General features: G+C 36.7%; 12 protein-coding genes. 11 read left to right on the top strand and 1 reads right to left on the bottom strand.

The window, feature by feature from the left end:
- The first annotated feature begins 293 nt into the window (after nt 1-293).
- The 5 genes from JF259_RS11495 to JF259_RS11475 all read left to right on the top strand — a co-directional run bounded on the left by JF259_RS11495 (nt 294) and on the right by JF259_RS11475 (nt 7697).
- Entirely contained in the window at nt 294-770 is a 477-nt protein-coding gene (locus JF259_RS11495) for a DUF6265 family protein (protein ID WP_199115474.1), read from the top strand.
- Nucleotide 771: 1 nt separating this feature from the next.
- Nucleotides 772-2106 (top strand): M28 family peptidase, encoded by a 1335-nt coding sequence (locus tag JF259_RS11490; protein ID WP_199115473.1) that lies wholly within the window; start codon nt 772-774, stop codon nt 2104-2106.
- A gap of 78 nt (nt 2107-2184) precedes the next feature.
- Nucleotides 2185-3828, top strand: a complete 1644-nt coding sequence (locus JF259_RS11485) for a M1 family metallopeptidase (protein WP_199115472.1) — start codon at nt 2185-2187, stop codon at nt 3826-3828.
- Nucleotides 3806-4399: a YdeI/OmpD-associated family protein gene (locus tag JF259_RS11480; protein ID WP_233164234.1), complete on the top strand. Its 594-nt coding sequence runs from the start codon at nt 3806-3808 to the stop codon at nt 4397-4399. Before JF259_RS11485 ends, JF259_RS11480 begins: the two co-directional genes overlap by 23 nt.
- 112 nt (nt 4400-4511) lie before the next feature.
- On the top strand, nt 4512-7697 hold the full coding sequence (locus tag JF259_RS11475) for a VPS10 domain-containing protein (RefSeq protein WP_233164242.1): 3186 nt from the start codon (nt 4512-4514) through the stop codon (nt 7695-7697).
- Nucleotides 7698-7787: 90 nt separating this feature from the next.
- Here JF259_RS11475 and JF259_RS11470 read toward each other — a convergent pair whose 3' ends face one another.
- On the bottom strand, nt 7788-8465 hold the full coding sequence (locus tag JF259_RS11470) for a Crp/Fnr family transcriptional regulator (RefSeq protein WP_199115471.1): 678 nt from the start codon (nt 8463-8465) through the stop codon (nt 7788-7790).
- Between the two features lie 106 nt (nt 8466-8571).
- Between JF259_RS11470 and JF259_RS11465 the strand changes: the two genes are divergently transcribed.
- The 6 genes from JF259_RS11465 to ccoG all read left to right on the top strand — a co-directional run bounded on the left by JF259_RS11465 (nt 8572) and on the right by ccoG (nt 16014).
- Complete coding sequence (locus tag JF259_RS11465) at nt 8572-10968, top strand: heavy metal translocating P-type ATPase (protein WP_199115470.1); 2397 nt, start codon at nt 8572-8574, stop codon at nt 10966-10968.
- A gap of 117 nt (nt 10969-11085) precedes the next feature.
- Complete coding sequence (gene ccoS, locus JF259_RS11460) at nt 11086-11271, top strand: cbb3-type cytochrome oxidase assembly protein CcoS (protein ID WP_199115469.1); 186 nt, start codon at nt 11086-11088, stop codon at nt 11269-11271.
- Nucleotides 11272-11281: 10 nt separating this feature from the next.
- Nucleotides 11282-13474 carry a cytochrome-c oxidase, cbb3-type subunit I gene (gene ccoN, locus JF259_RS11455; RefSeq protein ID WP_199115468.1) on the top strand — a complete coding sequence of 731 codons (2193 nt, stop codon included), beginning with the start codon at nt 11282-11284 and terminating at the stop codon, nt 13472-13474.
- A gap of 18 nt (nt 13475-13492) precedes the next feature.
- The gene (locus JF259_RS11450) at nt 13493-13678 is read left to right on the top strand and encodes a CcoQ/FixQ family Cbb3-type cytochrome c oxidase assembly chaperone (protein WP_199115467.1); all 186 of its coding nucleotides are present in this window, start codon (nt 13493-13495) and stop codon (nt 13676-13678) included.
- On the top strand, nt 13675-14559 hold the full coding sequence (locus JF259_RS11445; RefSeq protein WP_199115466.1) for a cbb3-type cytochrome c oxidase N-terminal domain-containing protein: 885 nt from the start codon (nt 13675-13677) through the stop codon (nt 14557-14559). Before JF259_RS11450 ends, JF259_RS11445 begins: the two co-directional genes overlap by 4 nt.
- Nucleotides 14560-14589: 30 nt before the next feature.
- Complete coding sequence (ccoG, locus tag JF259_RS11440) at nt 14590-16014, top strand: cytochrome c oxidase accessory protein CcoG (protein WP_199115465.1); 1425 nt, start codon at nt 14590-14592, stop codon at nt 16012-16014.
- Nucleotides 16015-16037 lie beyond the last annotated feature (23 nt).

Below are 16037 nucleotides of genomic sequence, written 5' to 3'. Positions count from 1 at the left end.
TTTCATCATTGCATACCCACCAACATGATTAATTTTTTTATGCGAATTCCTGAATGTGCAGAAATTTTTAGTTTCTTCATTTTCAGAAAACTATAAAATTTTAAACAGATGAAATGAGCCATAACAAATCTTGATACCCACCGAAACCGAAGGTTCAACGACTCCATAAAAAAATAAAAGTGGAGTTAAATGATTATTGGCGAAATCGAAGATTCACGAACACCTTTGAAAAACAATTATTAACGATGTGAATAATTACATCTAATCTATGAAAAACAATAAAATTTAAACAGATGAAAACACTCTTATTCATTTTCACCCTTATCTGCTTACCTGCAAGCTTATTTGCTCAATTATCTCAAAAGCTGGAACCTAAACTCGAAAATATTTCTTGGATAGCAGGTAACTGGAAAGGGGCTGCATTTGGTGGTATTGTCGAAGAAAATTGGAGCGAACCTTCAGGAGGTTCTATGATGGCTTGCTTTAAACTAATCAACAACAACAAGGTATCCTTCTATGAAATTGAAATAATACGCGAGGTAAATAACACCTTAATACTTCAATTAAAACATTTTGGAAATGACCTTAAAGGCTGGGAAACCAAGGATGAAACGGTAGACTTCCCTCTTAAAGAAATTACACCGACCAAAGTCCTGTTTGAAGGTATGAGTTTTGAAAAAATAGGTGACAAAGAAATGAATGTTTACGTAGATATAAAACAAAAGGATGGATCGGTAGAAATCATAAAATTTAATTACAAAAAAGATTAGGATGAAGCATCTGTTTATAATTTTATTGGCTATACCAAGCATATTTATCAATGCACAGAATCACCAGCAGATTTACGATATCATTGAATCTGTTTCTGCGAAACGTATTGAAAAAGATATCCAAACCCTTGTTAATTTTGGAACAAGGAATACTTTTAGTGATACCATTTCAAGCACAAGGGGCATTGGAGCAGCACGCCGTTGGATAAAATCTGAATTCGAAACTATTTCAAATTCATGTAATAACTGTTTGGATGTCTTTTACCAAAAGGATTTTGTAACAAAAGCAGGTAATAGCAGAGTCCCTCATGATGCTTGGGTTGTTAATGTAGTAGCTATACAGCGAGGAACCAAATATCCCAATCGCTACATTATTATGAGTGGTGATATAGACTCCAGAGCCAGTGATACCATGGATTTCACAACTGATGCTCCCGGTGCTAACGATAACGCCTCCGGTATGGCGGGAACCATTGAAACTGCCAGAGTTTTAAGCCAATACACCTTTGAAAGCAGTATTGTTTATGTAGGCCTGTCGGGTGAAGAACAAGGTCTGTTTGGGGGAGCCGGACTAGCAAAGTATGCACAAGAGAATCAATGGGAGATAATTGGTGTCCTCAATAATGATATGATTGGAAACATAAAAGGGGTTGACGGTGTTATAGACAATAGAAGCTTTAGAATTTTTTCTGAAGCAACCCCTCCCACCGAAACTGAACGTGAAAGGCAAAGCAGACGCTATTATGGTGGTGAAGTAGATGGTATTTCCAGACAACTAGCTCGTTATGTTCATAAAACAGTAAAAACGTTTATGCCAGAAATGAACCCGATGCTCATCTATCGTTTAGATCGCTTTGGTCGTGGCGGACACCATAAACCGTTTAACGACCTGGGGTATGCTGGCATTCGTATTATGGAAGCCCATGAAAATTACACACAACAACATCAGGACATTCGAGAAGAAAATGGTGTTAAATACGGTGATGTTATTGAGCATGTTAATTTTAACTACGCAAAAAAGTTAACAGCTGTCAATGCAATTAACTTGGCGAGTCTCGCTGCTTCACCTCCTGCTCCTAAGCAGGTAGCGATTGGTGGTATTGTAGAGCCTTCTGTAAAATTAAAGTGGAATAAAGTAACAGGAGCCAAAGGTTACAAAATCTATTGGCGGGATACCACTTCCCCAATTTGGGAACATAGTAGGTATGTTGGAGATGTTTCTGAATTTACCTTAAAGGGTATCGTTATTGATAATTACTATTTTGGTATTGCATCTGTTGGTGAAAACGGTTATGAAAGTATTGTTGCTTTTCCAAATAAAATAATTAGGGATTGAAAACCGAAAGATGAAATTTAACCAGCCTCTAACAATCCATTAACAACCTTTTGCTTAAATTAGGCAAAAATTAAACTAATGAATTGTAATCCCAAGTTCTTATTATTCTTATTATTCTTTCCTGTTATTATTCAAGCGCAGGGTTTAATGTCTGAAAAAGAAAACTTTACCAGACAGGACACCTTAAGAGGTTCTATAACACCCGAACGTTCCTGGTGGGATTTAACGTATTATCACTTAGAGGTTTCGGTGGATCCTGAAACTAAATTTATAAAAGGAAAAAATACCATTACGTATAAAGTATTAAAACCCTATTCGGTTTTGCAAATTGATTTACAACCGCCTTTAAAAATAACTAAAGTGATTCAGGACGGTGCCGATTTAAGGGTTAAACATGATGGCAATGCACATTTTATATCCCTCAATAAAGTACAAACTGTTGATGTAATTAATAATCTGGAAGTATTCTATGAAGGCCTGCCTAAAGAAGCGGTTCGTGCTCCTTGGGACGGTGGCTTTTCATGGAAAAGGGATAACAAAGGGAATCCGTTTGTAGCCACTTCTTGCCAAGGCCTTGGAGCCAGTGTTTGGTGGCCAAATAAGGATCATATGTACGATGAAGTAGATAGTATGCGCATTAGTGTTACGGTTCCCAAAGGATTAATGGATGTCTCTAACGGACGTTTGCTGAACAAAACAGAACAGCAAACAACCACAACATATGATTGGTTTGTTGCCAACCCCATTAACAACTATGGTGTAAATGTAAATATTGGCGATTATGTGCATTTCTCCGAAAAATACAATGGTGAAAAAGGCGTCTTGGATCTAGACTATTACGTATTAAAGGACAATCTGGAAAAGGCAAAAGAGCACTTTAAAGATGCCCCTAAAATGATGAAGGCTTTTGAACACTGGTTTGGACCGTATCCATTTTATGAAGACGGCTTTAAATTAGTAGAAGTACCCTATTTGGGTATGGAACACCAAAGTAGTGTAACTTATGGCAACCAATATAAAAAGGGCTACCTCGGAAGAGATTTATCAGGTACCGGATGGGGACTTAAATTTGATTTTATTATCATTCATGAAGCAGGTCACGAATGGTTTGCAAACAATATAACCAATAAAGATATAGCCGACATGTGGATTCATGAAAGCTTCACGGCCTATTCCGAAAGTTTATTTTTGGATTATTACTACGGCAAACAAGCTTCGGCCGATTATGTTATTGGGACACGTAAACTTATTCAAAATGACCGCCCACTTATAGGAAAATACAATGTAAACAATGAAGGTTCTGGCGACATGTATTACAAAGGTGCCAATATGTTACACACACTGCGCCAACTTATTAATGATGACGAAAAATGGCGTTCTATTTTACGTGGCATGAACAAAACCTTTTACCATCAAACGGTTACCACCAAACAAATAGAAAATTTTATAATCGAAAAAAGTGGTATCGATCTAACGGCATTTTTTGATCAATATTTGAGAACTGTGAAAATTCCAACTTTAGAGTATTCGGTAAATAACAAAATACTAAAATACCGATGGACAAACACCGTAAGTGATTTAAACATGCCCGTTCAAGTCTCCATAAACAATAAAGAACTTTGGTTGTCCCCCACATCTAATTGGTCAACAATAACTTTAGACTCGAAATTAGAAAGTTTAGAAGTAGACCGCAATTTTTATGTTAATGTTAATCCTATTTAATACCTTGGAAATTCCTGAGTTCTATTTTAAAACAGCTACGCAATGGCGAACTTGGTTACACGATAACCATAATACTTATAAAGCCGTATATTTAATCTTCTACAAGGTAGACCACGATAAGGAATCCATGCGTTGGGAAGATGCAGTTAAGGTCGCTTTATGTTACGGATGGATAGATTCCACGGTAAAAAGTTTGGGTAATGGCAAACGGCGTCAGTATTTTACCCCCAGAAAACCCAAAAGTGTTTGGAGTGCACTAAACAAAAAGTATATTAAAGAACTCACAGACAACAATTTAATGCATGAAAGTGGTCTTAAGGTTATTGAAACTGCTAAACAAAATGGTAGTTGGGTTGCTCTTGACGCTATTGAAAAAGGCATCATTCCCAAAGATTTGAAAGCAGCATTTAATAAAAACCCTCAAGCATTTTCAAACTATAATAACTTTGCCCCGTCTTATAAAAAAAGTTACCTCTATTGGTTGAGTCAGGCCAAGCGGGATACGACCCGATTAAAGCGAATTACTGAAATTATTCAATTATGTACCAATAATATTAAATCAAGAGGATAACCGCAAAATACTTCTTAACATACTTTTAAGACTCTCCTAGCAACTTTTGCATAAATTTAGTTCCGAAAACTAATTAAAATTTAAACGAGTGAAGAATATTTTTACCTCTATAATGTTATTGTGCATTACACTACTTTCGGCACAAGAATTTACAATGGATCTACTAAAAAACTATCACCCCCGGAGCATTGGTCCCGGAGGTATGTCGGGACGCGTTACGGCTATTGATGTTGTACATTCCAATCCAGATATTATGTATGTTGGAACGGCATCGGGTGGTTTATGGAAATCGACTTCCGGAGGTATAAAGTGGGATCCTATATTTGAAAAGGAAGTAACAGCATCTATTGGTGCTGTTGCCATTCAGCAATCCAATCCTAGTGTTATATGGGTAGGTACCGGCGAAGGAAATCCGCGCAATAGCTTAAACGGAGGCTATGGTATTTACCGCTCGTTAGACGGCGGTAAAAGCTGGGATCTCATGGGCTTAGAAAAGACAAGGCATATTCACAGGGTTATTATAGACCCGTCTAACCCCAATGTTATATATGTCGCCGCAATTGGTTCTCCTTGGGGAGAGCATAAAGAACGTGGTATTTTTAAAACAACCAACGGCGGTAAAACATGGGAGCAAATATTATTTACTAATAACAAAACCGGTGCTGCCGACCTTGTTATGGATCCGACAAACCCTAACAAGCTAATTGCAGCTATGTGGGAACACAAACGTGATCCTTGGTTTTTTAAATCGGGTGGTAAAGGATCTGGGCTTCATATAACCCATGATGGTGGAAACACATGGAAAAAATTAACCGAAGAGGATGGTTTGCCAAAAGGTGATTTGGGGCGCATAGGTGTTGCAATAGCAGCCAATAAACCCAACATTGTTTATGCGCTAATCGAAGCTAAAAAGAATGCATTGTACAAAAGTGTAGATGGAGGTTTTAAATGGAAAAAAGTTAACGATAAATCAGATATAGGTAATCGGCCGTTCTATTATTCAGAAATATATGTAGACCCCCAAAATGAAAACAGGGTCTATTCGGTATTTACCTATATAAATGTTAGTGAAGATGGCGGTAAGAGCTTCTCACAACTCATGCCTGCATACGGAACAAGCAATGGTGTCCACCCCGATCATCATGCATGGTGGATACATCCGAAAAATGGGGATTTTATGATAGATGGTAACGACGGTGGTATGAATATAACCAAAGACGGAGGCAAAACATGGCGCTTTATAGGAAACTTACCTGTTGCTCAATTTTATCATATAAATGTAGATAACGACATTCCTTATAATGTATATGGTGGCATGCAAGATAATGGCTCCTGGAAGGGGCCGGCTTACGTATGGCGCGATCAGGGAATTCGTAATTCCTACTGGCAAGAAATATCATTTGGTGATGGTTTTGATGTTGTTCCCGATAATGAAGATACACGTTTTGGATGGTCTATGAGTCAGCAAGGTTCTGTAAATCGCTACGATTCAGAAACTGGCAATAACTACACCGTAAAACCAACACATCCAAACCCAGATGTTAAACTACGATTTAACTGGAATTCGGCTATAAATATTGATCCTTTCGATAGTAGTACACTTTATTTTGGAAGTCAGTTTGTACATAAATCACCCGATAAAGGTTTAACATGGTCTCTTATTTCTGAAGACCTGACTACTAATGATCCCGAAAAACAAAAACAAGATGAAAGTGGTGGTTTAACTCTCGATGCTACTGGTGCAGAAAACCACTGTACAATCTTGGTTATTGAGCCCTCACCCGTCGAAAGAGATATGATTTGGGTAGGTACGGATGATGGCCGTGTCCACATTACCCAAAATGGAGGTGCCTCTTGGACAGATGTTACCAAAAACATTAAAGGTCTACCTGCTGGTAGTTGGATTCCACAGATAAAAGCTTCCAATAAAAACAAAGGAGAAGCTTTACTAATTGCCAATGATTATAGACGCTTTAACTACACACCATATGTGTACAGAACTAAAAATTATGGAAAAACTTGGCAACGTATTGTAGACGAAAATGATGTAAAAAATTACGCTCTATGCATTGTAGAGGATATTGAAGAACCTAATCTTTTGTTCTTAGGAACAGACGATGGTTTATATCTATCGCTTGACGCGGGGAACAAATGGACGAAATGGACAGAGGGCTTTCCAACAGTTTCGGTTAAAGATTTGGTAATTCACCCTAGAGAGCACGATTTAATAATAGGAACCTTTGGTCGTGCAGCATGGATTCTGGACGATATTCGGCCATTACGTGCGTTAGCTAAAAACTCACAAATACTTACTAAAAAATTAACTCTGTTCGAACCGCCAACAGCATATTTAGCTGCCTACCAACAACCAACAGGAAGTCGCTTTGGAGCCGATGCAATGTTTAATGGAGAAAACAGAGGTCAAGGTGCTAGGATTTCATATTTTATTAGTGTAGAAAAAAATAGCAAACCCGACACTAACAATGATGAAGATGAGGAGGAGAATACCAATGCCGATAAGGAATTAGATGGTATCAAATGGGATTCGCTTTACATGAAAATTTACGATGGAGATCGTTTGATAAGAACATTGAAACAGAAAGCACCCAAAGAGACCGGTTTTCATAAATGGACATGGTATTTGAATGAAAAAGGGGTTGATCGTGCCTCACGAACTATCCGCAAGAATAACAGCGAACCAGGAGGTGGTCTTAGAGTAAAACCAGGCTCTTATAAGTTGGTCTTAAACTTTGGAGACCAAACCGCCGAAACATTTATTACGGTAAAAAATGATCCGCGACTAAACAAGTCAAAAACGGCAATAGATGCAATTTACAACACGTTAAAGGAGATTGAATCCATGCAGCAAACAATGGCCGATGCCGTAACGCAATTAAACGAAAGTAAGCAAATCGCAAAAAAACACCAATCAGATTTAAATGACTTGGATAAAGAAACCTTCAAAGAAGGTATTAAACTATCAAAAGACATTATTAAACAAATCGATGAACTAATAGATATTTTCCTAGGTAAAGAAGATAAAAGACAGGGTATTACGCGTAATTCAGAACCACATGTTAACAAACGTTTAAATACAGCAAGCAGTTATGTGAGATCGAGACCTAACGGATTGACTTCAACAGAAGAAGCTTTGATAGATCATGCCAAACATGCCCTAAATGAAGCATTAAAGAAGACCAATACATTTTTTGACACGGAATGGAAATCATACAGAAGTAGTATGGAGGCATTAAAGACAAACCCGTTTAAGGAGGTGAAGATCTTTAACCATTTTTAAAAATAATAAGAGAGGCTATCTTAAAATATTTTTTTTAGATAGCCTCTCGCTTATTCGATCATTATATATCGAAGTCACTCAACTGTACTACTACTCTACGCGCCTTAAGCCTTCAATGTTTTCAATCTTAATTTGCTTTCCAATAGTAGTTATCAGACCATCCTTTTTAAACTGGGATAATACACGAATAGCCGATTCAGTTGCTGTACCAACTATATTTGCAAAATCCTCTCGGGATAGTAAAATACTTAAAGTGCCATCAGGATTGGTACCAAACGTATCATGAATGTAAATTAAAGATTCGGCCAATCGTTGGCGTACCGATTTTTGAGCCATATTTACAATAACATCGTCGGCCTCCTTTAGATCTTTTGCCATATCTTGTAATACATCAAATGAGAATTTTGGATTACTTTGTAAGTCCTTAATAATCTCACTCCTTGGTATAAAACAGACCTCCATGTCATTTAATGCTGTTGCTTGTAAATTAGAGCTTTCACCATTAATTAGTGATCGTTGTCCCAACAACTGCCCCTTAACAACCATCTTTACAATTTGGTCTTTACCATTTTCACTTAATTTAGAAAGCTTACAAATACCATCCTTAACACAGTAAACGCCATTTATGGATTCACCTTCTTCAAAAATGACTTCTCCTTTCTTAATAATCCTAGATGTTTTACATTTAGAAATACGCATCAATTCATCTGTAGTCAAGGACTTAAGAGAATTAAATTGCTTAATAATACATTGCTCACACTTGCCCATAATACTTTTTTGTAAGTGCTGTAAAAATAATTAAAACATGACAAATATCATATTTAAATCATGAATAACTTTCAACCTTTGCACCAGGTATAAATGAGCAAATATTATGGAACATAGCACATGTTTCCACTGTGGTTTAGATGCAACACTTTCTAATATCACATACGATGATAAACCATTCTGTTGCAATGGTTGTAAGACTGTTTACGAAATTTTTTCTGTAAACGATTTAACTTGTTATTACGATTTACAACAAGCTCCTGGAGCTACTCCAAAAGATATTGAAGGGAAGTATAACTTTTTAGAAAACCCTAAAATATTGGACAAATTGCTGGAGTTTAATGATGAAAGCGTTCAAATAGTTTCGTTGTACATTCCACACATCCATTGCAGTTCATGCATTTGGATTTTAGAAAATTTAAACAAATTAAACGCAGCAATCAATTCGTCTATTGTAAATTTTGGAAAAAAGACGGTAAGGGTTACTTATAATTATAAATTGCTTACAGCAAAGGAATTAGTTACCTTATTGAGTAGCATAGGCTATGAACCCTTTATTAGTTTAGATGATTACAGTATTGGAAAAAAACAGACGAACCGTTCCCTTATATATAAATTAGGTATAGCCGGATTTGCCTTTGGCAATGTCATGTTTTTATCCTTTCCAGAATATTTTGATCTATTTTCAAATAAAACTGGGACTGGTGAATTTTGGCTCGAACAGTATAAGCATTTGTTTAGGTGGCTTATGTTTGCCTTTTCCCTTCCAGTGGTGTTCTACTCTAGTCAAGATTATTTTATTTCTGCCTATAAAGGACTGCGTTCTAAGATACTGAACATTGATGTTCCTATTGCACTAGGGGTTGTTGTTTTGTTTTTGCGAAGTACATTGGAAATTGCTTTTGATATAGGCTCAGGCTTTTTTGATAGTTTAACAGGTCTTATTTTTTTCTTGTTATTAGGCAAGTTCTTCCAACAAAAAACATATGCTTTCTTATCCTTTGAGCGCGATTACAAATCGTATTTTCCAATAGGTATTACCAAAATAACAGATGTAGGATCTGAAAGTGCCATTCAAGTATACGATATTAAAAAAGGAGATCGCTTACTCATTAGAAACGAAGAATTAATTCCTGTAGATTGTGTGCTTATAAAGGGGTCGGCACGAATAGATTATAGTTTTGTTACGGGAGAATCTAAAACCGTTTCAAAACAGTCCGGCGACAAATTATTTGCAGGGGGTAAACAATTAGATGGCAGTATTGAAGTAGATGCCTTAAAATCTGTTGAGCAAAGCTACCTAACACAACTTTGGAGTAACGAAGTCTTTAAAACAGACAAGCAAGCAGCCTTTACAAACCTAACCAATCGTATTAGTAAACATTTTACTATTGCTATTCTAAGTATAGCATGCATAGCAACAACCTTTTGGCTGTTTACAGATAATAGCAAGGCTTTAAACGTATTTACATCGGTGTTAATAATTGCTTGTCCCTGTGCCATTGCACTTGCTGCCCCTTTTACTTTTGGCAACATACTACGTATTTTGGGAAAGAAGAAATTCTACCTTAAAAATGCAAGTGTCATTGAACAACTATCAAAAATCGATACAATAATTTTCGATAAAACAGGCACCATAACTGCCAATAAAGAAAGCACTATAAACTACGAAGGCATTGAACTTTCCTTAGAAGAAGCTGCTTTACTAAAAAGTACACTTAGGGGTTCTAACCATCCACTAAGTCGGTCTTTATACAACTTATTAAGTGAACACAACATTGTACCGCTTGATACCTATGAAGAGTCTATTGGAAAGGGTATTGAGGCGCAATATAATAACCAACAAATAAAGGTTGGATCTGGTGATTTTGTTGGGTGTACCACCGAAACATCTACCCTTAACACTACGGTTCATATTAGTACAAATAAGCATTACAAAGGAAAATTCACTTTTTATAATGCCTATCGAAAAGGACTTTCACAGTTGTTTAATACCCTAAATAAAGAGTATGACTTGGCTATTATTTCTGGCGATAATGAAGGTGAAAAGACCAATCTAACAAAACTCCTTCCAACTAAAACAAAACTACTTTTTAATCAGAAGCCAGAAGATAAGTTAGAATATATTAAGCATCATCAAGGAGAAGGCGCCAATGTCATGATGGTGGGTGACGGATTAAATGATGCAGGAGCTTTAGCTCAAAGTAATGTAGGCATAGCGATATCGGAAAACGTGAATGTGTTTTCGCCTGCTTGTGATGCTATTTTAGATGCATCAAAATTCAATCAAATATACAACTATATAAATGTGTCCAAATCGGCTATAAAGATTATTAAATGGAGTTTCGTATTATCATTTATATATAATGTTATTGGCTTGTGTTTCGCTGTTACTGGACAGTTATCCCCAGTAGTAGCTGCAATACTTATGCCTTTAAGTTCCATTAGTATTGTTGTATTTACAACAATAACAACTAATCTTTTGGGGCGCAAACTAAACTAATCAAGCTTATTAGAAACAAATAATGACAAATAATTTAAACGAATCAGGTAAACATGATTTTTGTCATGTTTTAAAAACCGACATAGCTGTAATTTTGAACCGTAACTTCAGGTAGGTATGAGTGTTATTTATGTTTTACTGGCAATAAGTATTATTGTTGCTATTGTCTTTTTTATAGCCTTCATTATGGCTGTTAAAAAAGGGCAGTATGATGATAGCTATACACCTTCTGTACGCATGTTGTTCGAGGACGAACTCATAAAAGACAAATCCGATAAATCAATTCTAACCAAAAAACAATAATAGTTTAATTATGGAAATGCAACAATTTCATTACGATAACAAAATCGTTAAAAATTTCATCTATGCTACGATGCTATGGGGTGTTGTGGGGATGTTGGTAGGGCTACTATTGGCCTTTATGTTTTTATTCCCAAATCTTACCGACGGTATTTCATGGCTAAGTTTTGGTAGGTTAAGACCCCTACATACCAACGCTGTTATTTTTGCCTTCGTGGGAAATGCCATTTTTGCTGGTGTCTACTACTCGACCCAGCGCTTACTTAAAGCCAGAATGTTTAGCGATTTACTTAGTAAAATAAACTTTTGGGGATGGCAACTTATTATAGTTGGAGCCGCCATAACCTTACCACTTGGCTATACAAGTTCTAAAGAATATGCCGAATTGGAATGGCCATTCGATATAGCCATTGCGGTTGTGTGGGTCGTTTTTGGTTGGAACTTAATAGGAACTATTTTAAAAAGAAGACAACGCCATTTGTATGTTGCCATTTGGTTTTATATCGCAACTTTTGTTACGGTTGCCGTACTTCATATATTTAATAGTTTGGAATTACCAGTAAGTGCTTTAAAAAGTTATTCCGTTTATGCAGGTGTTCAAGATGCGCTTGTACAATGGTGGTATGGACATAATGCTGTAGCATTCTTCCTTACAACACCGTTTTTGGGATTAATGTACTATTTTGTACCTAAAGCAGCTAACAGGCCCGTATATTCATACCGTTTGTCTATTGTACATTTTTGGTCTTTAATCTTTATATACATCTGGGCCGGACCACACCACTTATTATATACCGCACTACCAGAATGGGCACAAAATTTAGGTGTAGCGTTCTCTGTAATGTTATTAATGCCATCTTGGGGAGGCATGATTAACGGACTATTAACATTACGGGGTGCCTGGGACAAAGTACGTACCGATCCTGTTCTTAAATTTATGGTAGTAGCCATTACCGGGTATGGTATGGCAACTTTTGAAGGACCTACTCTATCACTTAAAAACGTGAATGCCATAGCGCATTTTACCGACTGGATTATTGCGCACGTACACGTTGGTGCTTTGGCATGGAACGGTTTCCTAACCTTTGGTATGATTTATTGGTTAATACCGCGATTGTTTAAAACAAAATTATTCTCTACAGCATTAGCGACCCTGCATTTTTGGATCGGGACATTAGGTATCATTATGTATGCCCTACCAATGTACGTGGCAGGCTTTACACAAGCGAGTATGTGGAAACAATTTAATCCGGATGGGACTCTAACTTACGGTAACTTTTTGGAAACCGTAACCGAAATCATCCCAATGTATTGGATGCGTGCTATAGGAGGAACTTTATTTATTACGGGTATGCTTATTATGGTATACAATGTAATTGTAACAATAAAACAGGGCAGTAAAGTTGAAAATGAGCTTGCCGAAGCCCCTGCTTTAGAACGCGTGACCAAAAAACGTACTTCTGGTGAAGGTTGGCATACCTGGTTAGAGCGTAGACCCATCCAATTAACTATTGGTGCCACTATAGCAATTCTTATCGGTGGTATTGTTCAAATTGTTCCAACTATTATGGTGAAATCTAACGTTCCAACAATAGCAAGTGTTAAACCTTATACGCCATTGGAATTAGAAGGACGTGATATTTACATTCGTGAAGGTTGTGTTGGCTGTCACTCGCAAATGATACGCCCATTTAGAAGTGAAGTAGAACGTTATGGTGAATACTCTAAGGCAGGTGAGTTTGTTTACGACCATCCATTTCTATGGGGTAGCAAACGTACCGGACCAGATTTACATCGACTGGGCGGAAAGTATTCCGATAACTGGCACTTTAACCATATGTACGATCCGCAAAGTACCTCTTCCGGATCTATCATGCCGCGTTATCCTTGGCTAATAACTGGTAGCAGTAGTAAATTGGACAAATCACAAACAGAAGCAAAAATGGAAGCTATGGTTACTTTGGGCGTACCATATACCGAAGAGGATATTGCTAATGCACAGGCTAGTATGCTAGAACAGGGAGCGCAAATTGAAGAAAACCTGCATAGTGATCCTGATTTTGCTAATACTTATGCAGCAGACAAAAAATATGCTACTGAAAACGGTGAAGATTTTGTTGAAATGAAAAACAGGGAAATTGTTGCCTTGATAGCCTATTTGCAACGTTTGGGGACCGATATTAAAGTTGAAACAGCGCAGCAATAACCATTAAAATTTGTAATCATGTTAAAATTTGTAAAAAACCATATGGAGAGCATCATAGGAGTTGAAATCTACCCGATCATTTCCTTACTCATCTTCTTTACATTTTTCGTAGTGCTTTTTTGGTGGGTGTTTACCGCAAAAAAGGACTATATAAAAACTGTTAGTAACTTACCATTAGACAACCAAAACGATACTATATTATGAGACATTTAATTCCTTCTTGGGTAAGAGTACCTGTTATATTCTTCTTCATATTCGGACTAACGGAATATTTCATAGACTCCGGAGATAAACCAGCCTTTGTTGAGTACCCTATCGTTTTGGGATTCCTTTTGTTGGTACTATTAATAATAATTGCGATAGAAGCTATTATAAGCGCCTTAGAAAATGTAATGCTTCAAAAATTGGATGATGAAGCCAAAGCACGTTTTCTTGAAGATAGAAACAAGACGTATCAATTTATGTGGTTAAAAAACACCTATATCAAACTATTGGGCCAAAAACCAATTGAAGAGGAAGGTGAAATAATATTGGATCACAATTATGATGGTATAAAAGAGTTAGATAACAACTTACCTCCTTGGTGGCTATATGCCTTTTATATTTCCATCATTTTTTCAGTTGTGTATTTACTAAGATACCATGTATTTAATGGACCTACGCAGATCGATGAATTAGAAACCGAATTGGCCGAAGCTAGAACGGCTATTGAAGCCTATAAAAAAACAGCAAAAGACTTGGTAGATGTTAATACAGTAACCCTACTAACAGATGCATCAGATCTCAGCGCTGGAAAAACGGTTTTTGAAACAAATTGTGTAGCCTGTCATATGGCCGATGGTGGCGGTGGTATTGGTCCTAATCTAACCGATACGTATTGGATTTTAGGAGGTGGTATAAAAAATGTATTTAAAACTATTTCCGAAGGAGGACGTTCTGGAAAAGGGATGATTGCATGGAAACAACAGTTAAAACCCATAGAAATGGCACAAGTTGCTAGTTATGTGTTAAGTTTTCAAGGAACTACACCGGCAAACCCAAAAGCACCGGAAGGTGATATCTGGGAAGCAGAGACACAAGAATAAATAATTTTTAAGCATAAAAGCATTACTTTTTTGAAAACACCCGAAAACGAAATATTTAGAGATTCAATTAGCACGGTTACCGAAGAAGGTAAACGCGCTTGGGTGTTTCCAAAAAAGCCTAGTGGTGCCTTCTATAATTATAGAAAATGGGTGAGCTATGGGTTGTTGGCTTTCTTTATTTTTTCACCTTTTATAAAGATTAATGGAAACCAATTTTTGATGTTCAATGTTCTGGAGCGTCGTTTTAATATTTTTGGTTTTCCATTTTGGCCACAAGACTTTCACTTATTTGTTATATCCATGCTCATAGGTGTCGTCTTTATCACGCTCTTTACAGTAGCTTTTGGCAGAATTTTTTGTGGTTGGATTTGTCCCCAAACCATTTTTATGGAGATGGTATTCAGACGTATTGAATACTGGATTGAAGGAGACAGAGGAAAACAAATACGCTTAGCAAAGCAACCTTGGAATGCAGAAAAAATAAGAAAAAAGGGCTTCAAATTTTTCATTTTTGCGCTTATCTCCTTTTTAATTGCCAACGTATTTTTGGCTTACTTAATAGGTAGTGATAAACTTTTTGAATATATAGCAGACGGCCCTTTAAGCCACATAAGCAACCTTGTTTCGTTACTTATTTTTACAGCGGTGTTCTACTTTATATTCGCTTGGTTTAGAGAACAAGTGTGCATTATTGCCTGTCCATATGGACGTTTACAGGGCGTACTTCTAGACAATAAATCTATTGTAGTGGCTTACGACCATAAGCGTGGTGAAGGTGATAGTGGTAGAAAGAAATTCCGCAAAAATGAAGACCGAAAAGCCCTAGGTCATGGCGATTGTATTGATTGTTTTCAATGTGTAAATGTATGTCCCACAGGTATAGATATTAGAAATGGCACACAATTAGAATGTGTAAACTGTACAGCTTGTATAGATGAATGTGACCATATTATGGAAAGCATCAACCTTCCTAAAGGTTTAATTCGCTATGCAAGTGAAGATAATATTGAGAAGAAAGCACCTTTTAAGCTAACGGCCAGGCTTAAAGGTTATATTGCTGTACTAACCATATTAACAGGACTTTTAATAGGGATGCTCTTTTTGCGAAACGATGTTGAGGCTACTGTTTTAAGACTGCCAGGGCAGCTATACGAGCATAAGGAAAATAACATTATTAGTAATGTGTTTACTTATAAACTGGTAAACAAAACCACAAAAGACATTACCAATGTTAGCTTAAAATTGTTATCCCATAAAGGCTCTTTAAAGTTAGTAGCGACTAAAGACAATTTTATAGTACCCAAACAAGGGATAGCCAAAGGCACCTTATTTATTGAAATTAATAATGCCGCCCTTTCGGGTGATAGAAATAAAATAAAGATAGGCGTTTACGAAAATAATGAACTTATTGAAACGACGAGTGCCAACTTTTTAGGGCCTAGAAGTTATAAATAAGTTAGAAGTTAGAAGAATACTTT

The sequence above is a fragment of the Snuella sedimenti genome, assembly GCF_016428595.1.
Classification (GTDB): Bacteria; Bacteroidota; Bacteroidia; order Flavobacteriales; family Flavobacteriaceae; genus Snuella; species Snuella sedimenti.
Note: the sequence above shows the minus strand (reverse complement) of the source record. Positions and strands in the feature narration are given on the sequence as shown.